Source organism: Natronomonas amylolytica (assembly GCF_037031205.1).
Classification (GTDB): Archaea; Halobacteriota; Halobacteria; order Halobacteriales; family Haloarculaceae; genus Natronomonas; species Natronomonas amylolytica.
This window is the reverse complement of record NZ_JAYEZM010000004.1, coordinates 32472-52334: the sequence shown is the minus strand read 5'-3', so window position 1 is coordinate 52334 and position 19863 is coordinate 32472. Positions and strand designations below refer to the sequence as shown.

At 65.1% G+C, this 19863-nt stretch carries 21 protein-coding genes; 12 read left to right on the top strand and 9 right to left on the bottom strand.

Annotated elements, in window-relative coordinates; all coding sequences use genetic code 11:
• Positions 1 to 184: 184 nt before the first annotated feature.
• The 5 genes from hisS (at position 185) to pan2 (ending at position 5805) form a co-directional block, all read left to right on the top strand.
• Positions 185 to 1483 carry a histidine--tRNA ligase gene (gene hisS / locus U5914_RS05880; RefSeq protein ID WP_336134829.1) on the top strand — a complete coding sequence of 433 codons (1299 nt, stop codon included), beginning with the start codon at positions 185 to 187 and terminating at the stop codon, positions 1481 to 1483.
• Between the two features lie 48 nt (positions 1484 to 1531).
• Entirely contained in the window at positions 1532 to 1777 is a 246-nt protein-coding gene (locus tag U5914_RS05875; RefSeq protein WP_336134828.1) for a hypothetical protein, read from the top strand.
• Positions 1778 to 1845: 68 nt separating this feature from the next.
• Positions 1846 to 2652, top strand: coding sequence for a tRNA pseudouridine(38-40) synthase TruA (gene truA / locus U5914_RS05870; protein WP_336134827.1), 807 nt, complete (start codon positions 1846 to 1848; stop codon positions 2650 to 2652).
• Between the two features lie 37 nt (positions 2653 to 2689).
• On the top strand, positions 2690 to 4480 hold the full coding sequence (gene pepF / locus U5914_RS05865; RefSeq protein ID WP_336134826.1) for an oligoendopeptidase F: 1791 nt from the start codon (positions 2690 to 2692) through the stop codon (positions 4478 to 4480).
• 107 nt (positions 4481 to 4587) lie between these two features.
• Positions 4588 to 5805, top strand: a complete 1218-nt coding sequence (pan2, locus tag U5914_RS05860; RefSeq protein WP_336134825.1) for a proteasome-activating nucleotidase Pan2 — start codon at positions 4588 to 4590, stop codon at positions 5803 to 5805.
• Between the two features lie 467 nt (positions 5806 to 6272).
• Here pan2 and U5914_RS05855 read toward each other — a convergent pair whose 3' ends face one another.
• Positions 6273 to 7643: a geranylgeranyl reductase family protein gene (locus U5914_RS05855; protein WP_336134824.1), complete on the bottom strand. Its 1371-nt coding sequence runs from the start codon at positions 7641 to 7643 to the stop codon at positions 6273 to 6275.
• Between the two features lie 126 nt (positions 7644 to 7769).
• Here U5914_RS05855 and U5914_RS05850 point away from each other — a divergent pair, with 126 nt between their 5' ends.
• From U5914_RS05850 to U5914_RS05840, 3 genes are all read left to right on the top strand, one after another.
• Positions 7770 to 8600, top strand: coding sequence for an aldo/keto reductase (locus U5914_RS05850; RefSeq protein ID WP_418766748.1), 831 nt, complete (start codon positions 7770 to 7772; stop codon positions 8598 to 8600).
• 69 nt (positions 8601 to 8669) lie between these two features.
• Positions 8670 to 9410 carry a hypothetical protein gene (locus U5914_RS05845; RefSeq protein ID WP_336134823.1) on the top strand — a complete coding sequence of 247 codons (741 nt, stop codon included), beginning with the start codon at positions 8670 to 8672 and terminating at the stop codon, positions 9408 to 9410.
• A gap of 59 nt (positions 9411 to 9469) precedes the next feature.
• On the top strand, positions 9470 to 9643 hold the full coding sequence (locus U5914_RS05840) for a hypothetical protein (protein WP_336134822.1): 174 nt from the start codon (positions 9470 to 9472) through the stop codon (positions 9641 to 9643).
• A gap of 234 nt (positions 9644 to 9877) precedes the next feature.
• On the opposite strand, the gene U5914_RS05835 is transcribed toward U5914_RS05840, so the two are convergent.
• Positions 9878 to 10846 (bottom strand): phosphoadenosine phosphosulfate reductase family protein, encoded by a 969-nt coding sequence (locus U5914_RS05835; RefSeq protein ID WP_336134821.1) that lies wholly within the window; start codon positions 10844 to 10846, stop codon positions 9878 to 9880.
• A gap of 159 nt (positions 10847 to 11005) precedes the next feature.
• Here U5914_RS05835 and U5914_RS05830 point away from each other — a divergent pair, with 159 nt between their 5' ends.
• Positions 11006 to 11215 (top strand): SprT family zinc-dependent metalloprotease, encoded by a 210-nt coding sequence (locus U5914_RS05830; protein WP_336134820.1) that lies wholly within the window; start codon positions 11006 to 11008, stop codon positions 11213 to 11215.
• A 75-nt stretch (positions 11216 to 11290) separates the two neighbouring features.
• On the opposite strand, the gene U5914_RS05825 is transcribed toward U5914_RS05830, so the two are convergent.
• The 3 genes from U5914_RS05825 to U5914_RS05815 all read right to left on the bottom strand — a co-directional run bounded on the left by U5914_RS05825 (position 11291) and on the right by U5914_RS05815 (position 13522).
• The gene (locus U5914_RS05825) at positions 11291 to 11935 is read right to left on the bottom strand and encodes a DUF7110 family protein (RefSeq protein ID WP_336134819.1); all 645 of its coding nucleotides are present in this window, start codon (positions 11933 to 11935) and stop codon (positions 11291 to 11293) included.
• A 124-nt stretch (positions 11936 to 12059) separates the two neighbouring features.
• Positions 12060 to 12395, bottom strand: coding sequence for a glutaredoxin family protein (locus U5914_RS05820; protein WP_336134818.1), 336 nt, complete (start codon positions 12393 to 12395; stop codon positions 12060 to 12062).
• Between the two features lie 62 nt (positions 12396 to 12457).
• Positions 12458 to 13522: a DUF5787 family protein gene (locus U5914_RS05815; RefSeq protein ID WP_336134817.1), complete on the bottom strand. Its 1065-nt coding sequence runs from the start codon at positions 13520 to 13522 to the stop codon at positions 12458 to 12460.
• Positions 13523 to 13606: 84 nt separating this feature from the next.
• Between U5914_RS05815 and U5914_RS05810 the strand changes: the two genes are divergently transcribed.
• Positions 13607 to 15121, top strand: coding sequence for an aldehyde dehydrogenase family protein (locus U5914_RS05810; protein ID WP_336134816.1), 1515 nt, complete (start codon positions 13607 to 13609; stop codon positions 15119 to 15121).
• 234 nt (positions 15122 to 15355) lie between these two features.
• Here the strand turns inward: U5914_RS05810 and U5914_RS05805 are convergent, their stop codons facing one another.
• From U5914_RS05805 to U5914_RS05795, 3 genes are all read right to left on the bottom strand, one after another.
• Positions 15356 to 16162, bottom strand: a complete 807-nt coding sequence (locus U5914_RS05805; RefSeq protein ID WP_336134815.1) for a carbon-nitrogen family hydrolase — start codon at positions 16160 to 16162, stop codon at positions 15356 to 15358.
• A gap of 6 nt (positions 16163 to 16168) precedes the next feature.
• Positions 16169 to 16393, bottom strand: coding sequence for a DUF7123 family protein (locus tag U5914_RS05800; protein ID WP_336134814.1), 225 nt, complete (start codon positions 16391 to 16393; stop codon positions 16169 to 16171).
• 76 nt (positions 16394 to 16469) lie between these two features.
• Positions 16470 to 16658 (bottom strand): DUF7525 family protein, encoded by a 189-nt coding sequence (locus tag U5914_RS05795; protein WP_336134813.1) that lies wholly within the window; start codon positions 16656 to 16658, stop codon positions 16470 to 16472.
• Positions 16659 to 16797: 139 nt separating this feature from the next.
• Between U5914_RS05795 and U5914_RS05790 the strand changes: the two genes are divergently transcribed.
• Both U5914_RS05790 and U5914_RS05785 read left to right on the top strand, forming a co-directional pair.
• Positions 16798 to 17934 (top strand): LEA/WHy family protein, encoded by a 1137-nt coding sequence (locus tag U5914_RS05790; protein ID WP_336134812.1) that lies wholly within the window; start codon positions 16798 to 16800, stop codon positions 17932 to 17934.
• 168 nt (positions 17935 to 18102) lie between these two features.
• Positions 18103 to 18480 carry a DUF7528 family protein gene (locus U5914_RS05785; RefSeq protein ID WP_336134811.1) on the top strand — a complete coding sequence of 126 codons (378 nt, stop codon included), beginning with the start codon at positions 18103 to 18105 and terminating at the stop codon, positions 18478 to 18480.
• 222 nt (positions 18481 to 18702) lie between these two features.
• Here the strand turns inward: U5914_RS05785 and U5914_RS05780 are convergent, their stop codons facing one another.
• On the bottom strand, positions 18703 to 19737 hold the full coding sequence (locus tag U5914_RS05780) for a phosphate uptake regulator PhoU (protein ID WP_336134810.1): 1035 nt from the start codon (positions 19735 to 19737) through the stop codon (positions 18703 to 18705).
• Positions 19738 to 19863: the final 126 nt, after the last annotated feature.

Below are 19863 nucleotides of genomic sequence, written 5' to 3'. Positions count from 1 at the left end.
AAATCGAGCGGCGAACGGAGTGAGCCGAGAGATAGGAGGTTTCGACCGTAGGGAGAAACCTCGATAAAGTCGAGCGGTGACCGCAGGGAACCGCGAGACAGCAAGACGTAGACTGTACGGAGGCGTCTCGGAGAATCGAACCACAATCGGACCTTTTAGTGCGCCGGCCGCCGAACCGACGCGCATGTACGACGGCCTGAAGGGGTTCCGTGATTTCTACCCCGGCGAGATGTCTGCCCGGCGGGAGGTCACCGACAAAATCGAGGAGCGCGTGCGTCGGTACGGCTTCCGCGAGGTGGGGACGCCGGCGATGGAGCGGACCCAGATGTACGTGGACAAATCGGGCGAGGAGATCGTCGAGGAGCTCTACCACTTCGAGGACAAGGGTGGCCGCGACGTGTCGCTGACGCCCGAACTGACGCCGACGGTCGCGCGGATGGTCGTCGCCCGCCAGCAGGCCCTCCAGAAGCCCATCAAGTGGTTCTCGACGCGGCCCTTCTGGCGCTACGAGCAGGTCCAGCAGGGGCGCTTCCGGGAGTTCTACCAGACGAACGTCGACATCTTCGGGTCGGAGGAACCGGAGGCCGACGCCGAAATCCTCGCGGCGGCCGCGGATATCATGACCGACCTCGGCCTCTCCGGCGATGACTTCGAGTTCCGGGTCTCCCACCGCGACATCCTCGGCGGGTTGCTGGAATCACTCGACAGCGACGTGGATACGACCGACGCGATTCGCGCGGTCGACAAGAAGGAGAAGATCGATATCGAGGAGTACTACGACCTGCTGGTCGCGGCGGGCCTCGATTACGAGGAAGCCGAGGCCTTCGACGACGTGCTCGGGACCGACGACCTCGACGACCTCGTCGACTTCGCTGAGACGGACCGCGTCGAAAGCGCCGTCGAGAACCTGCGTGCGGTGCTTGCGGCCGCCGAGGACTTCGGCGCCCGGGAGTACTGTACGATTTCGCTGGAGACGGCCCGCGGGCTCGATTATTATACCGGCGTCGTCTTCGAGTGTTTCGACACCGCCGGCGAGGTCTCGCGGTCGGTCTTCGGTGGCGGCCGCTACGACGACCTCATCGAGGGCTTCGGCGGCGAACCGACGCCTGCCGTCGGCGTCGGCATCGGCCACGAGACGCTGTCGCTGCTCTGCCAGCGCGCGGACGTCTGGCCCGAGGAGGAGGTCGCGACCGATTACTACGTGCTGACGGTCGGCGACACCCGCTCCGAGGCCGCCGAAATCGCTCGCGAACTCCGCGAGTTGGGCCACGTCGTCGAACTGAACCTGACGGGCCGCGGCTTCGGCGACCAACTGTCGTACGCCGACGGCATCAACGCTGAAACCGTCGTCGTGGTCGGCGAGCAAGACCTCGCGGACGACGCGGTCACCATCAAGGACATGGAATCGGGCGACCAGAAGCAGATTCCCATCGACGAGTTCCCACCCGACGGGGGGCGTCCGACCTACGACGACTACGAATAACGCGGCCACGAGGTATTTTATCGCGGCGGGACACAGGTTCCGACAGCAATGGCACTGCTCTCGCTTCGGGACCAGGGGAAGGTACTCACCAACGAGCGCGCCGAGGAGATCGGCATCGTCACCGATGTGGCCCCCGACGAACAGGTCGCCTACGTCGAACCCGACCCGGGGGTCACCGACGCTATCGTGCAGGGCCTCGGGTTCGGCGAGGCGGACGAGGACGACCTCAAGGTTCCGGCCGATACGGTCGAGACGATTACCGGCTCTGAACTCCGCATCCGCACCGACTACTGAACGTTCGCGGCCGCGGGTCCGACGGCGGACCGCCATCTCCAAGCCGCTGGCCCTCCGGTACACGAGGTATGCGCACGTTTCGGGTGGCCTACGACGGGACAGACTATCGCGGCTTCCAGCGCCAGCCCCACGGCGAGACGGTCGAGGATACGCTGTTCACGGCGCTCGCGGCGCTCGATATCCCCTTCGAGGACGGCGCCCCGGCGGGCTATTCGGCGGCCGGTCGCACCGACGCTGGCGTCTCCGCCCGCGCGCAGACCGTGGCTATCGAGGCGCCCGACTGGCTGACACCCCGGGCGCTCAACGGCGAACTCCCCGCGGGTATCAGGGCATGGGCCCACGCCGACGTGGACGAGGGGTTCCACGCGACACACGACGCCGTCGAGCGCACCTATCGCTACTTCCTGTATGCCCCCGACCTCGACGACGAACGCGCCGAGCGCGCCGCTGGGCGGCTCTCCGGCGCCTACGACTTCCACAACTTCACGCCCGATTCGACGGGGACCGAGCGTGACCTGACGGTGCGACTCCGACGGGACGGACCCTTCCTCGTGGTCGACTGTGTGGCCGGCGGGTTCGCCCGCCAACTGGTCCGCAGAGTCGTCTCGGCGGTCGAATCGGTGGGCCTCGGCGAGCGCGAGGTGGCCTTTCTCGACCGGGCGCTCGGCGACGAACCGCTCGACGGGCCCGACGGAATCGCCCCCGCGGCCCCGGAACCGCTCGTGTTGCTCGACGTGGCGTATCCCGGCGTCGAGTTCGCGGTCGACGAAGCGGCCGCAGCAAGCGCTCGTGAGGTGTTCGCCGAGCGCCGGCGCCGACGGCTGTCCGAAGCCCGCGTTGCCGGGTCGTTGGCCCCGGAAACGGTCGACCGGTGACGACGGGTTTAGGGCGTTACCGCCCAAACGAGGCGGTATGAGTTCGGTTCCCGAGCGCAGCGACATCGCCGAGGAGTACACGTGGGACCTCACGGACCTCTTTGCCGACGAGGAGGAATGGGAGGCGGCCTACGAGGACGTCGAGGAACGCCTCGCGGACCTCGAAGCCTACGAGGGACGCGTCACCGAGGACGCCGAGACCCTCCAAGAGGTACTGGAGCTTCGCGAATCCATCATGCGAGAGGTCTCGAACGTCGCCGCCTATGCCCGAATGCGGAAGGACGAGGACACGACGAACCAGACGTATCAGGCGCTTGCGGCTCGCTCGCAGTCGCTGGCCGCCGACGCCTCCAGCACCGCGAGCTTCATCGAACCGGAACTGCAGGAACTCGACCGCGAGGCCATCGACGCGTTCGTCGACGAGAACCCGGAACTGGAGACCTACGAGCACTACTTCGACGACGTGTTGCGGATGAAGCCACACACCCGCTCGGCCGAAATCGAGGCGCTGCTGGCCGACCTCAGCGAGGTGACCGATGCGGCCGGCGACGTCTACAACATGCTGACCAACGCGGACATGGAGTTCCCCGCCGTCGACGACCCGGAGGGCGAACCCCAGCGCGTCACGCTGTCGAACTTCGCGAAACTCCAGAAGAACCCGGACCGCGAGTTCCGCCAGCGCGTCTACGAGGCCTTCTACGACGAGTGGAGCGAGTACCGCAACTCCGTCGGCACGGCCTACAAGAACAGCGTCAAGTCCGACTCCAAACTCGCGGCCGCGCGCAACTACGAGACGGCCCGGGAGGCCGCCCTCGACGGCCCGAACGTCCCTATCGATGTCTACGACACGCTGGTCGATACCGTCGAGGACAACCTCGACGTCCTGCACCGACATGCCGAACTGAAACGGGACTGTCTCGGCGTCGACGACCTGAAGATGTGGGACCTCTACGCGCCGCTGGCCGGCGGCGAGAGCCCCGAGGTCGACTACGAGCAGGCCAAGGAGTACGTCATCGAGGCGGTCGCACCGCTCGGTGAGGCCTATCAGGAGCGGATGGCCGAAGGACTGGAATCCCGCTGGGTCGACGTCTACGAGACGGCCAACAAGCAGTCGGGCGCCTACAGCGGCGGCACCTACGACAGCCAGCCGTACATCCTGCTGAACTATCAGGACGACATCGCCTCGATGTACACGCTGGCTCACGAACTCGGCCACTCGATGCACTCGGAGTTGACCAGCGAGGAACAGCCCTACGTCTACTCCGGCTACGAGATATTCGTCGCCGAGGTCGCCTCGACGGTCAACGAGGCGCTTCTGACCCGGCACCTGCTGGAGACGGTCGACGACGAGGCGTTCCGCAAGCACGTCCTCGACGAGTACCTCGAACGGTTCCGGTCGACGCTGTTCCGCCAGACGATGTTCGCCTCCTTCGAGCATCGTGCCCACGAACTCAGCGAGGCCGGCGAGGCGCTGACGCCCGACCGACTGGACGACCTCTATGGCGACCTCAAGCGCCAGTATTACGAACCCGCCGACGTCGACGACCGCATCGCCCGCGAGTGGATGCGCATCCCGCACTTCTATCGGGCCTACTACGTCTACCAGTACGCGACGGGCATCAGCGCGGCCAACGCCATCGTCGAACACATCGACGCCGAGGGCGAGGAGGCTGCGGCCGACTACCGCGAGTTCCTTCGGTCGGGGTCGCACGGCTACCCGCTGGAGTTGCTGGAGACGGCGGGCATCGACATGTCGACGCCCGACCCCGTCCAGTCGGCCATCGACGCCTACGACGAGATGGTCGGCGAGTACGAGTCGCTCCAATAAGGTTCGAGCGACCGGCCGCCACGCCCGTCTCGTGGTGTGGTACCTCCTAGCGCAACCGTTTCCCCCACCCAAAGCCACTTTTAATCTCCAACTCCTACGGTCCAGCAATGTCGCATAGTCCCTCTCTTCCCGACCGGCCGACCCTCGACCTCGACCCCGATATGTCGGAGGAAGAGCGGCTCGCCGCGCTTCGGGAACACTTCATCGACGTCTCCCAGGTCCACGACGAACTCGCGGACCAACTCGAAGACGCCCGCTCGCGTCAGGCGGACCTTCGAGAGGAGGTCAGCGACCTCCAGGAGCAAAACGAGGCGCTGAAAACCTCGTCGCTGTACATCGCGACGGTCGAAGAGCTCACCGACGACCAGGTCCTGCTCAAACAGCACGGCAACAATCAGGAGGTCCTGACCGACGTCTCCCCGCGGCTCTACCAGAAGCTCGAAGCGGGCGACCGCGTCGCCATCAACGACTCCTTCGCCATCCAGACGGTTCTCGACCAGGAGACCGACGCCCGCGCACAGGCGATGGAAATCTCCGAGAAACCCGAGGTCCACTACGAGGACATCGGCGGCCTCGACGAGCAGATTCAGGAGGTCCGGGAAGCCGTCGAGGACCCCCTCACGAACCCCGAGAAGTTCCAGCAGGTCGGCATCGAACCGCCGAGCGGCGTTCTCCTCTATGGCCCGCCGGGGACCGGCAAGACGATGCTCGCGAGGGCCGTCGCCAACCAGACCGACGCCACCTTCATCAAGATGGCCGGCTCCGAACTCGTCCAGAAGTTCATCGGCGAGGGCGCACGCCTCGTTCGCGACCTCTTCGAACTCGCCGCGGAGCGGGAACCCGCCATCATCTTCATCGACGAGATCGACGCCATTGCCTCGAAGCGCACCGAATCCAAAACGTCGGGCGACGCCGAGGTCCAGCGGACGATGATGCAACTCCTCTCGGAGATGGACGGCTTCGACCAGCGCGGCGACATCTCGATTATCGCCGCGACCAACCGCTTCGACATGCTCGACCGCGCCATCCTCCGACCCGGCCGGTTCGACCGCCTCATCGAGGTGCCCGAACCCGACATCGAGGGCCGCGAGCGCATCCTCGAGATTCACACGCGCGACATGAATCTCGCGCCGGAACTCGACCTCCACGCCGTCGCCGAGGAGACAGAGGGCTTCACCGGCGCCGAACTGGAGAGTCTCGCCACCGAATCCGGGATGTTCGCCATCCGCGACGGTCGCACCGAGGTCACCGACACGGACTTCGAAGACGCCCTCGAGAAGGTCTCCCGCGAGGAATCGCCCGGGAAGCCGATTGCCTTCTATTAGAACCACTTTTTGCACCTCCTTCGCGCGCCTTCGGCGCGCTCAGTCGGGCAAAAACGTGGTGAAAATATGCGCGCGTACTCCTTCCGCGAGCCTCCGGCTCGCGTCAGTCCGTGCGCGCTACGGCGCCTCGCTTCGCTCGGCGCCGGGAACCGCTTCGAGAGGGTTCTCCGAACCCCCTCTCGCGGATGCTAATCTTATACATTGACTTAGCCAGCTAAGAGAGAACTCTATTTCGGCTTGCTGAAACAACTATAGTCTTGTATCCGCCGAGTGGGGCCTTCTTCGAAGGCCCCCGAGGCGGTTCCCGGCACCGAGCAAAGCGAGGTGCCGTAGCGCCGACCGACTACCGCGCGGCCGTCAGGCCGCGCGACTGGAGGGAGGCGCGCATATTTTCACCACGTTTTTGCCGCGGAGCCGGGTCTGGCGCCATAGCGCGCCAGACCGGCGGAGCGTGCAAAAAGTGGGCTTTAATACTTGGGCTCGGCGTCCGTGAGTTCGTAGACGTCGTCCATCAGGCCGTCGCGGCGGGACTGCCAGTCGTCGAACTCGTCGGGGGTGGTCGGGTAGTCGTCGTAGACGTCCTTGAGGTCGGTCGCGTACTCGTTGAGTTTCTTGAGTTCGAAGAGGGTACTCCAGTGACCAAAGGTCTTGATGGCGGTCTTGATCTTGAGCGGCCAACTCATGGAGGCGGTGCCCTCCAGCGCGAGCGCGTCGGCGAGTTGCTGGCCGGGCATCGCGCTGATGATGTCGACGAGGTAGTCGGTGTCGTAGGTGCCGCCCCAGATGTTGTAGAGGTCCATCGCGGCGAAGCGCTTGCCGAAGTCCGTCTGGACGCGGCGGTTGTACTCCCAGAGGGCGCCCTCGCTCGTGTCGCCGTCGCTGATGGCCTCGATGGCGGCTTCGGCGGCCCACGTGCCCGCCTTCGCGGCGCCGGGGATGCCGCCGCCGGTACAGGGGTTGACGTGGCCCGCGGCGTCGCCGACGGCCATGTAGCCGGGCGCGACCGCCGAATCGTAGGGGCGTCGGGTCGGGAGCGCGGCGCCGAGTTTGTCCTTGACGGTGGCGTTCTTGAACTCGTCGCGGTTGCGGAGGTCCTTTCGGAGGTGTTCGACGAGTTTCATCGGCTCCTTGTTCATCTGGAAGCCGAGGCCGACGTTGATTTCGGTCGGGGTGCGCGGGAAGTACCAGAGGTAACCGAGTTCGGCGGTCGGCTTGAAGACGATGGCGTTGTGCCAGTCGACGGGTTCGTCGACCTCGACGATTTCGCGGTAGGCCGAACAGAACTGCTGGTAGTTGACGTTGGTGTCGAAGGTGGTGTCGTCGAAGTCGGTCTTGTCCTGTAGGAGGGACAGCGAGCCGGCGGCGTCGATGAGGACGTCGGTCTCGAACTCCTTGACGGAGCCACGCTGGGTGGCCGTGACGCCCTTGACGGCGCCGTTCTGGACGACGTCCTGAACGACGGTCTCGTAATGGACGTCGGCGCCGGCGCGTTCGGCCTCTTCGAGGAGGACCTCACCGTAGCGTTTCCGGTCGACGATGGCACCGTTGCCGCCGCGGAAGCCGATATCGAGGTTCTCGTCGGTCTTGGGGTTCTCGAAGCGCGCGAGGGTGATGCCCTCGTTGGTGAACGATTCCTCGCGGAGGTAGTCGAGGTCGATGACGTCAGGGAAGGTACTCGTGCCCTTGATGGCGTCGCCGCAGGCGATGCGGCCGCCTTCGTCCTCGGTTTTTCGCTCGAGAAGGGCCACGTCGAGCCCCTCTCCAGCAGCCGTTGCCGCGGCGAAACAGCCGGCGGTCCCGCCGCCGACAACGACCATGTCATACGTTTCTGCGGGCATGTTCGGGCGTTAACACGGAAGAGCATAAATAACCAACCTTTGGGCTTCCGTCGCGACGTGTTTCGGTTTCCCCCCGGACTCGCCGGTGACCCAACCGTTTTCGCCGGCAACGACGAATAGTCGGATATGACGCAACGAGAACCCAGCCGCAGCGCTCCCGAACGGAGCGGCATGCCTGCCCTCGGATTCGGAACGTGGCAGAACGACGACCCAAAACAGTGTACGGAATCGGTTCGAACCGCCCTCGAGACGGGCTATCGGCACATCGACACCGCTCAGGCCTACGGCAACGAGGCCGCCGTCGGCGAGGGCATCGCCTCGGCGTCGGTCGACCGCGAGGACGTCTTCCTCGCGACGAAGGTGTGGATCGACCAACTGAGCCACGACGACGTGCTCGAATCGACCGAGGCGAGTCTCGACCGTCTCGGCACCGACTACCTCGACCTGCTGTACGTCCACTGGCCCGCGGACGCCTACGACCCCGAGGGAACCCTGTCGGCCTTCGAGACGCTCTACGAGGACGGCCGCATCGAGAACATCGGCGTCTCGAACTTCGAGCCGTCGCATCTGGAGACGGCACAGGAGGTCATCGACGCGCCCATCTTCGCCAATCAGGTCGAGATGCATCCGCTGCTCCCCCAGCGGGAACTCCGGGAGTACTGCGAGGACGCGGATATCGAACTGGTCGCCTACTCGCCGCTGGCACGCGGTGACGTCTTCGAGGTGGACGTGCTCACCGACATCGCCGACGACCACGGTGTCTCGGCCGCGCAGGTGAGCCTCGCGTGGCTCCGACAGAAGGACGTGACGGCGATTCCGAAGGCGACCGGCGCCGACCACGTTCGCGACAACTGGGAGTCGCTGGACCTGACGCTTTCGGATGCCGAGGTGGGCCGTATCGACGATATCGACCGGACGGACCGCAAGGTCGACCCCGGATTCGCGCCCGACTGGTAGGCCGAAACCGTCAGACGGCCGCAAGCCGAGGCCGGAACCTATTTTGGGTGGCGACCGGAGTGTGGGAGTATGTCAGCGGGCGGCCTCCTCCAAGGAATCAAAATCGACATCGTCCGGCTCCACGAGACGTGGATGGAGCTCGTCTTTCCGCGCCAGCGGACGGCCGTCCACAACGTGCTCGGGAAGTGGACGCCCCGGACCCGCGGTGACCGAATCAAGTACCGCATCTGGGCTGCCCTCGGCGTTCTCGTCGTCGCGTTGCTCTATCCCCTCTTAGTCGTCGGCTTCGCCGTTCGATTCAATGCCAAGCGGTTCGACAGCGCGACGGCCCGCCTCGGCATCATCGGCGTCGTGTTGCTCGCGGCGGTCGTCTGGGGCGGCTTGACCGCGCTCGCTCGCGTCCGCCTTTCGTTCGATGGGTTCGTTGCCGTCGGTGCAGCGAGCGCCGTCGCCGTCGCTTCCGCCGGGTTAGCGGCCCTCTTCAGCCGTGTCGGCGGCCGTGGCACGACGGTCTTCTTCGCGTATCCGTTCGCGATGAACGCCGTCTTCCTGCCGCCAGTCGTCGCGGCGCTGTACGACCCCTCACTCGGCGTCATCATCGAGCAGAGCACGCAAATCGCGAACTTCTTCCGCGATAGCGTCTTCGTCGGGCCGCTGGACCCGGTGAGCGAGTATCTCAGCAACAACTACGACTTCGAGGGGGTCGTGGTCGCGCTGATGTGGTTCGCAATCGCGACGCCGCTGGGCTGGTTCCTCGGCTTCGTGGTGACGCTGGCCGACGCGGTTCGGCCGCGTTCGGACGAGGAATAGCCCGGCGCCGACTTCGGCTCCGGTGTGGTTTTTTGGGTGTCGCCGCTCTGGTCGCGGATATGCCCTCCGAGCTCCGGAAACGCGTCGATGTCGCCATCGTCCTACTGTGTCTCGTTTTCACCCTTCTTTTCGCGCTCGCGTATCATCGACTCGGGCTGGGTGCTATCCTCACGGTGCTTGCCGGGTTCCTGCTCGGCGGCGTAGTCTTGCTGGGGCTTTCGGCTATACAGTAGAGCAGGTAAAGCCCGAATCGGACGCAAGTCTGGAATTCAATATAAATACGGCCGGTCGGTCAACGACGGCAGGAGTAGCACCCGGCGCGAGGCCGGAGGCCGAGCGCCGTGGTGGTGATGTTCACCGTGCGACCGTAGGGAGCGCGGGACCAAGGGCCGACCATCGGGAGGCCCGCAGTGTCTTTTTCATGAAAGTTTTTGCCGCGAGCGCGGAGCGCTCGCGTGCAAAAAGTTTCACATGTAGCCGAGGTCGCGCAGGCGCTCCATCAGGTCCTCTTTGTCCTGGGCGCGGCCGGCGCGCTCGGTCGTGTTCTCGAGGTCCTGCAGCCAGGCAGGCTCTTCGTCGGATTTCTCGGTCGAGATCTCGCTCCCCAGCGAGCGGAACCCGGCGAAGTACTTCGGGGAGACCGGGATGTCCTCGTGGGTGAGGTCGTTCGGCAGGTCGTCGTAGTCCTGCGGGACGTAGCCGTCGTCCGGGAAGTCCGGGACGGTTTCGGGGACGACGTAGAACCAGAAGGCGTCCCAGACGTCGGCTTCGTCGAACTGCAGGATGGGCTGGATGCGGTCGTGCGGGGGGTAGATGTCGGGGTCGTGGCGGGGGCTGAAGAACGTCTCGTCGGCGCGGGCTTCCTGTTCGTCCCAGCGGATGCCGGAGATGATGCCGTCGATGCCCTCGGATTCGAGGGTGTTGTTGAGCGCGACTGTCTTCAGCAGGTGGTTGCCGACGTAGGTGTCCAGCAGGAACGGGAAGGTGTCCTCCTCGTATTCGAGGATGTTGCGGATGTGGTGCTGGTTGTTCTCGTCGAGGGCGTCGACGGGGATGTCGTCGCCGGGTTCGAGGCCGTTCTCGTCGACGTAGGCGCCGACGTCCTCGTTGCGCGCGAAGATGACTTCGAGGTCCCACTCGTCGGCCCAGCGTTCGACGAACTCGATGAGTTCGTCGAAGTGCTGGTAGTGGTCGATGAAGACCGTCGCCGGCATCTCGTAGTCGAACTGCTCGACGACTTCCTTCACGAAGTACAGCGTCAGCGTCGAGTCCTTCCCGCCGGTCCACATGATGGCGGGGTTTTCGTACTCCTCGAGGCCCGTCTGGACGACCTCGATGGCCTTCTCTATCTTGTCCTCGAGGTTCGGGTAGTCCTCGGGGTTTTCGCCTTCGCCGTCGGTGTAGTCGACGTCGACGTAGTCGGGGAATTCACTCATAGCGTATAATTACATCTCATTATAGATGTAAGGGTCTTTTGGGTTCGGCGAACCTCGGGGCGGCCGGTGACGCGATGTCGGCGCTTTCGGCAACACTTCGTTCGCGGGTGACCGCGGCACCCGAAACGACTTTTCGTCGTCGGCTTCCAGATGTCGGCGATGGCTGAGTGCAGCAACTGCGGGACGGAGATGGAGTCTCGACCGGGCGGTCTCCGGGGGTTGCTGTCGTTCTCCTCGGCCGAGGGCTACGAGTGTACGAGCTGTGGCGCGACGCTCTGTGTGGAGTGCAAACGCGAAAAGGTCATCAACACGATGGGCGGCTCCGACGTGACCTGTGGCGTCTGTGGTGGCCGGCTGGAACCACGGTAGTTCGGACGATGTGACGCGTTTTGGAATGGTGGCGCTGTCGCTCGGCAGGTAGCTGGCTGGAAAAGCGGCTGTGTTTCAGTCGTCGCTGATGAACTTGTTGTCCCGCCAGTTGACGGTGTCCTCGCCGTCGCGCTCGCGGGGGTCGTCGATGACCTCGATGCTCGCCGACCGCTCTTCGCCGTCGACGATGCGGGTGGCTTCGAGTTCGTCGTCGACGGCTGCGATGGCGGTCAGCGTGCCCTTCTTGGCGAACTTCGCGAGGTCGCACAGTACCTCGAACATCGGGTACTGCAGCGCCGTATTCTGGAGTACGGTCTCGCGGTCGCCCTTGAAGCAGGCGTACTCGACGAGTTTGGAGTTGATCTCCTCCTCTTCTTCCTGCAGTTGGCCGCCTTCGCCGAGGCTGCCCCACTGTGGGCCGTCATCGTCGTCGCTGTCGGTCGAAGCGGCACCGTTCTGCGGTTCGGGTGGCGTCTCGGACCACCCGTCCTCGGTCTCGTAGATGCGGTTCTCGGTGACGCTCGCCTTCAGCTGTGCCGTCGGCGTGTACTTCGAGATGTTGTCTTCGGCCGCAACGGCACTCACGATGAGTGTGTTGTTTCGCCTCGTTACTTCGACGTCCTCGATTTCGACGGGTAACTCGTACTCGTCGAAGAATTCGTGAACGTCGTCGAGTTGCAGTTCCAGCGTCGAATGAAGTCTGTAAACACGACTGGTCATGGTATCCCTGTCCCACAGAGGGCGCTTACCCTCTGACGCGAGTGGTCCGCCTAAATGTAGGGGTTCATCACTTATATCACCTGTCCTTCCCTTTGTGATGGAATGACACAGGGCTCCGCGGTAGTCAGGCGTTGAGTTCGGCGGCGAGTTCGCCCTGCTCGTCGAGCTCCTCGAGGATGTCGCTCCCGCCGATGAACTCCCCGTCGACGTAGACCTGTGGGATGGTCGTCCAGCCGCTGTGCCGCTCGAGGGCCGCTCGGAACTCGTCGCTGGCGGTCAACACGTCGACGGTCTCGATGTCGTCGCGGTGTCGCTGGATGTGGCTGATGGCCTTCTCGGAGTAGCCACACTGCGGGGCGATGGGGGTCCCCTTCATGAACAGCACCACTTCGTTTTCCGCGATGGTTTCGTCGACCAGTTCGTCGACCTGTTCCTGTGGGAGTCCCTCGTCGAATGACATACCCCCTCTATCGGCCGCGGGGGGAAAGCGGTTGCGCCACCGCCGAACGGCTGTCGGTGGCGTCACCGTCGCCGCCGCCGTTTCTCGTCGAGCAACCGCTTCGTGGCCTTTCCCGGGCCGCCCTCGATGGGCCACCCCTTCGAACGCCACGCGGGCGGTTCGGGCGCGAACGCCGAACACCGACCGGAGCACTCGGCGGCGGTCTGTTCGCGGCCCTTCGCGGCACACCACGGGAACGGCCCCTTTGGTTTCCGTACTTCGAAATGCCGACAGTCGGGCCGCATCGTATCGGCGTAGGAGCGCCAGCCGCGCTCGTAGGCCCGTTCGGCGATTTCGAGGCGCTTGCGTGCCTTCCATTCGGGGTCGGCGTACTCGAACCGGCAGGCCGAAGCGTCGTAATCGCCGCCGTCGGGCCGTTCGAGAATCCGCGTGCCGGGCTCGCCGACCGCCAGCGTTCGGGGGTTCCAGACCGGGTCGGCCCGCCAGCCCTCGGGGCCTTCGGAGACGGCGAGGATGCCGACCTCGACGGGCATCGCCTCCAGTAGCGCGGGTTCGATTTCCTCGCGTGTCGCCCGCGTCGCCAGCCAGACCTCGTCGGCCAGCGACAGACCCACGTCGTGTTCGAGTTGGTCGGCGAGGGCGCGTGCGGCGGAGGCATCGAGGTCCGGTTTGTTCTCGATGGCGACGATGCGGTCGACCCAGTCGGGATAGCGATAGCGGCGACGAATCTCGATGCGGTTGCCATCCCGGCGCGTCTCGATGAATCCGCGGTCGGCGGCCCGGTGGACGGCCTCCCGGACGTAGCGCCACGGATAGCTGGGTTCCGGAAGCGCGTCCCGGTAGAAGGCCCACGACCCGGGCGCGTTGCGGGCGATATGCAGGAGGTCCGAATCCAGTCGCTCCTCGCCGAAGGGCGCGCGGTGGTCGAGGGATGGGTCGGTCGTCTCCACGACGAGGGTGTCCCAGCGGCGCCGCTGGGTGCCGAGTTGCCGGGCGACGAGCGCTGTGGATTCGGCATCGCTCGCGTCGCCGTCGCTGTTGGCGGCGGCCGACCGCCCGCCTCCCTCGGGCGGCCAGTTGCGCTCGGCCCACGAACAGACCCGCAACTCGAAGCCGAACTCCTTCACGGCCCGGTCTCGGAGTCGCGGGACCGTAAGCGGTTCGGGGAGCGGCGACTACCTTTTTCACGTCGCCCGCGCAAATATTGCCGTATGGCAGAATACGACCACTACATCGGCGGTGAGTGGGTCGACGGCGACGGCGAGGCCTTCGAGAGTGCGAACCCGGCGACCGGCGAGACGCTGGGGACCTTCCCCCGCGGCACCGACGCGGAGGTCGACCGCGCGCTGGCGGCCGCGGACGACGCCTTCGAGGAGTGGCGGAACCTCTCCTACATCGACCGCGCGGAGTACCTCTGGGACATCTATCACGAACTGCGCGACCGCCACGAGGAGTTGGGCGAAATCGTCACCAAGGAGTGCGGCAAGGAGATCTCGGAGGGCAAAGCCGACGTCACCGAGGCCTGGCACATGGTCGAGTGGGCCGCCGGAAACGCCCGCCATCCCCACGGCGACGTGGTGCCCTCCGAGATTCCGAGCAAGGACGCCTACATGCGGCGGAAACCCCGCGGCGTCGTCGGCTGTATCACGCCCTGGAACTTCCCGGTCGCGATCCCGTTCTGGCACATGGCGGTCGCCCTCGTGGAGGGCAACGTCGTCGTCTGGAAACCCGCCGAGCAGACGCCGTGGTGCGGTCAGGTCGTCGCCGAGATGTTCGACGACACGGGCATCCCCGACGGCGTCTTCAACATGGTTCAGGGCTTCGGCGACGCCGGCGCCGCCATCGTCGACGATGACCGGGTCGATACCGTCCTGTTTACCGGCTCTTCGGAGGTCGGCCACTCCATCGCGGACACGGTCGGCGGCACGCCCGGCAAGCTCGCCGCCTGCGAGATGGGCGGCAAGAACGGTATCGTCATCACCGAGGAGGCGGACCTCGACATCGCCGTCCATTCGGCGGTGATGTCATCGTTCAAGACGACGGGCCAGCGCTGCGTGTCGAGCGAACGGCTCATCGTCCACACCGACGTCTACGAGGCGTTCAAGGAGCGCTTCGTCGAGGTCGCCGAGAAAATCGCCGTTGGCGACCCCCTCGACGAGGGCACCTTCATGGGTCCGCTCGTCGACGAGGACCAAATCGAGAAGTTCGGCCGGTACAACGACCTCGCCCGCGAGGAGGGCGCCAACGTCCTCGTCGACCGTGAGGAACTGGGTGCCGATGAGGTTCCCGAGGGCCACGAGGATGGCCACTGGGTCGGGCCGTTCGTCTACGAAATCGACTACGACCCCGAACTTCGGTGTATCAAGGAGGAGGTCTTCGGCCCCCACGTCGCGCTCATCGAGTACGAGGGCGACATCGACCGCGCCATCGAGATTCACAACGACACGCCCTACGGGTTGGCTGGCGCCATCATCTCCGACGACTACCGGCAGGTCAACCGCTTCCGCGACCGTGCGGACCTCGGTCTCGCCTACGGTAACCTGCCGTGTATCGGCGCGGAGGTTCAACTGCCGTTCGGCGGCGTCAAGAAGTCGGGTAACGGCTACCCCTCCGCACGCGAAGTCATCGAGGCGGTCACCGAACGCACGGCGTGGACGCTGAACAACTCCAAGGACATCGAGATGGCGCAGGGTCTCTCGGCGGATATCAAGACCGAAGAGGAGTGACCTGCTAGCGGTTTTCTCGCGACGAGACGCGTCTCTCAGGGTGACGAGCGCGTGGAAACGAGGTGGCGGAGAGGAGTTGGGAGGCGGACGAGCGAGCCGAGGACCGGGCAACCTCGACTCGGTGGATGGACGGGCGCGCGGCGGGCGTTGTTGGTCTGCCATCACGACGAGAAAAGCGTCGTTCAGGCAAGCAATTCTAGCTCGGGCTAACTAATAAACCCTCGTTTCCTCGGCCTACCGTCGGTCCCGCAGTGCGGGGAATTCCTCGCGGACCGCCTCGACCCGGTCAGGGTCGCAGTCGGCGTAGACGATGGTCGCGTCGTCGTCCGACGAAGCAAGCGGCGTCCCCCACGGGTCGTAGACGGTCGAGCGGCCGACCAGCGAGGCGTCCTCGAAGGCCACCGAGCCGTTGACCGCGCCGACGTAGAGCAGGTTCTCGACCGCGCGGGCACGCGGCAGGAGCTTCCAGTGTTCGACGCGCGGGTAGGGCCACGCGCTCGGGACGAGTACCATGGTGGCACCGTCGTCCACGAGACGGCGGTACAGTTCCGGGAAGCGCAGGTCATAGCAGGTCGTTACGCCGACGGTGTGGCCGCCGAGTTCGGCGGTCGGCAACTGTTCGCCCGGCACCAGCAGTTCGGCCTCCGCCGAATCGTAGCCGAAGAGGTGGTGTTTGCGGTAGACGAGGCGGCGCTTGCCGTCGGCATCGAACAGGACGGCGGTGTTGGCCAGTCCCGATTCGGCGGGGACGGCTTCGCCGGCCTCAGCGGAGGCCGCGAGGTCCTCGACGATGGTACCCGCCAGCACCGACACGTCGTGTTCGATAGCCGCCTCGCGGATTCGTCGGTGTGTCTCACCGCCGAGCGGTTCGGCGGCGCGTTCGTAGCTCTCGAAGGCGAAGTAGCCGACGTTGAATATCTCGGGAAGCGCGACGCAGTCGGCGCCCTCCTCGGCGGCGGTTTCGATGGCCGAGACGGCGCGCTCGACGTTGTCGTCGACGGCCGCCGATTCGATAGAAAGTTGGGCGAGCGCGAGGCGCATCGGGAGTTATTCGGGTGTGACCCGCCATGTCGTCGACCGGGCGCGGGACCACTTCTCGATGTCGACGTCCTCGGAGTTCTCGGCGAGTCGCGGGAGGCGGGCCCCGACCTGTTTGGCGGTCAGGCCGATGGCGTCGGCGATGTGTTTCGCGCGGAAGTACCGGTCACCACCGTCGGCGCGCTCCCGGAGATGCGAGAGGATGCGCTCGTCTTCCTCGCTGAGTTCACTCATGCGTACCCCTAGTTGATGGACGGGCTTAAGATGCGCCCTTCATGCGGACCGGTGGAACTCGTTGCAGCGGTCCGTATCAGGCGTAGACGTGGTAGGCCGCGATGGCCAGCGAGCCGGCCAGCATCGCGACGGCGAAGGAGCCAGCGGCCGCGATCTGGTCGCCCGTGAAGCCGAAGACAGTCATCCCGGCGGCGCCGAGCACCGCGAGAACGCCCAACATCAGCGGGAATCCGACACCCTTGTCCGTCGTCGAAGCAGTTGTCATATCCGCGTCTACGGCACGGCGCACATAAATCCCGCCGTTCGCGATTCGGCGCCCTCGCGTCGGTCTCGGCCCCGTCGCCGACACCGTCGATGGAGGCCATAGAGTATATCTTCCCGGCGCGTTTCGTCGTGAAGTGACGATGACATCCGACCGTGGGATTTTGGGCCTCGCGAAACTGAAGGTCGCGGCGGCGGTGCTCGGCGTTCTGACCGCGTCGCTTCTCGGCGCCGTCGCCTTCGGCGTTCTGGGCGCGCCGTCGGTCGAGGCCGTCGACAACGAGTTCGGCGAGGTGACACAGGAGACCACGGTCATCCACACCGACCTGGTGGTCAACAACCCCAACCCCATCGGCGTCCGCCTCGGGGATACCCAGATCAACTACACCGTTCGGATGAACGACGTCCCGATGGCGACCGGCGGCGGCGAGGGCCTGAACATCAAGAGCGGCAACTCCACCGAGGCGTTCAGAACCGAGATGGACAACGGCCAGATTCCGCCGTGGTGGCGCAGCCACATCGAGAACGGCGAGGTGACACAGGTCAGCATCAACGCGACCGTCCACACCTCCGTCCTCGGCGAACGCGAGTTCGACACCCAACAGCAAAAGCGGGTCGAGACCGACCTCATCGGCCAGTTCAACTCCGAGGAGACTCGGCCGATAAACGCCGACGACCCGCCGCCGACGACCTCCAACCCCATTCTCTACGTGAACCGGACCGGCGCCCAGTGGGGGAGCGTCACCGAACAGGAGACGCCCATCGATATGCAGTTCGACGTGTACAACCCGCAGCTCGAACCGTACGTCGTCACCGAGATGGGCTACGAGATAACGATGAACGACGTGCTCGTCGGCGAGGGCGCCACCGAGGACACCTACGTCATCGAGGGCGGGTCGACGGAGACCCTCAACACCCGCGCGGCCATCCGGAACCAGAACCTCGACGAGTGGTGGGTGACCCACCTCCAGCGGGGACAGGTGACCGACCTCCGCATCGAGTTCTATGCCCGCGTCGAGTTGCCGACCGGGAACACGATCCGAATCCCGCTGGACGAACTCACCTACGAAGAGACCATCGAGACGGACATCTTCGGCAACGAGGAAGGAAACGAAAGCGCCGGCAACGAAACGACGCCGACGCCCGGCGGCGAGACGACTCCCACGTCGACACCGACGCCGACCCCTACCCCGACACCGGACGACGGTGGCCTGCTGGATTCGACGGAGACGCCGACGGCCACACCGACACCGACCGAAACCGACGACGGTATCGTCTGATACTCGATTGCTCGTCCTGACCGAGCGTTAGGATTATGTCGCTGCCCGTTCCCAACCCGTGTATGGAACGGAGTAGTCAGTCTCCGGATCGAGTTCTCCGGTAGCGACGTACACGTCCAATCCGACGCCGACCGTATCGGCATCAGTATCGACGGAACCACCCACGAGTTGCCTCGCGAGACCGCCAGCCAGTTAGCCGACGCTATCGGCGACGCGATAGCCTCCCGCGAGGAGTTCTTCCGGACGGCGGGGGAGTACCGTGCCGACGGGTCCTACGTGGTCTCCCGACGCGGTGCCGATTCCTCGGGCAACGCGAAGGTGTTCGACTCCTTCGAGCGCCTGCGACGGCTCTACGAGCGACTGCCCGAGGAGTTCGACGCCGAAGCCGTCGGCCGCACCGGGATTACCGGCTCCCGTCGACACATGATACTCAGACACTTCGCGGAACACCCTGCCTTCGACTGTGAGACGGTTTCGCGGAATCCGCTACGGATTCGGAAAGGGACCGCCGAGATGACTGGCGAGGAGGTGGTCATCGCAGACTGAGGACGTGAAAAAAGAAACGTGGGGTATCCGCCGAGGGGGCGTTTGAAAAACGCTCCCGAGGTGGTTCCCGGCGGCGAGGCCGAAGGCCGAGCCGCCGTAGCGAGCGGTGACTAACGCGCTCGACCGAAGGGAGAGCGCGGCTGGAACCGTTCGCGCATATTTTCCCCATGTTTTTGCCTGACCGAGCGCGCCGAAGGCGCGCGAGGGAAGTGCAAAAAGTGGCTACTGGATGGAAACGTGGTCGCTGTCCTCGTTCAGCGCGAGGTTCGTCGCGATTTCGGCGTTTCGGACGGCGTATTGTGCGGTCTGGCCGAGGCTGACGAGCACTTCGCGGATGCGGAGGAGGTCCTCGTTGGGCATCTCGTCGAGGTCGTCGAGGATTTCGGCCTCGCGGTCGCCGATGTCGGCGAACTTCTCGCGGGTCTCGATGGCCTTGTCGTAGTCGCGCTCGACGGCGGCGGCGACGCCGAGTTCGGTGATCTCGTTGACCTGGTCGGTGAACTCCCGGATGCGGCGCATGGTCGCCTGGTCGACGTCGAGAGCGTGGCCCTCGGTTTCGAGGACGATTTCGGCGATGTCCTCGGCGTTGTCGGCGGTGAGTTCGAGGTTCTTGGCGATAGAGCGGTAGCCGATGAGCGGGAAGCCGGAATCGAGACCGACCGCGCGTGCGAGATTCGGGTTCTGGTAGGCGGTGAAGATGAGGCGAAGCAGGAGGACGAAAATCTTGTTCGCCTGTCGCTCTCGGTTGAGGGCGCGCTGTGCGAGGTCGGGGTTGCCGTGGGCCAGCGCCTTGATGGCCTCGTTTCGCATGGTCGAGCCGGTCGATTCCAGCCGTTCGAGCAGGTTATCGAGGGTGAAGTCCTCGGGGTCGACCGAACAGCGAATGGCGATGCGTTCGGGCGTCTCCTCGATGACGCCGAGGCCCATCAGTTGGGTTTCGGCGTTGTAGACGGCGTTGATTTGGGCGGAATCGAGGGTGTTGTCCTCGCCGACCTCGACGTGGATGATGCGCCGGCCGAGGACGTACTGAGCGATGATGGCGCGCTCGACGGCGTCGGCGTCGAGGTTCTGGGCGTGGATGACGGCCTCGCTTTCCTCCTGCTGGACGGACTCGGGCATGACCGTCAGCGTGCCCTTCGACCCCATCCGCAGCGAAACCTCGTCCCCTTTCTCGACGTCCTGCTTGCTGGCCCACTCGGCGGGCAGGGTCATCGCCAGCGTCGACGGCCCCAGCCGCTGTACCTTGCGTGTCTCCATACCGACCCCACGTGGTCAGCAACCTTAATATTCACTATATGTGGGGTATGCTCGACACGTTTCATAATATTGTGTCAGGAACGATGCGGCAAGACACGAATCCTTAGTCGGTTCCAGCGCAGAAGA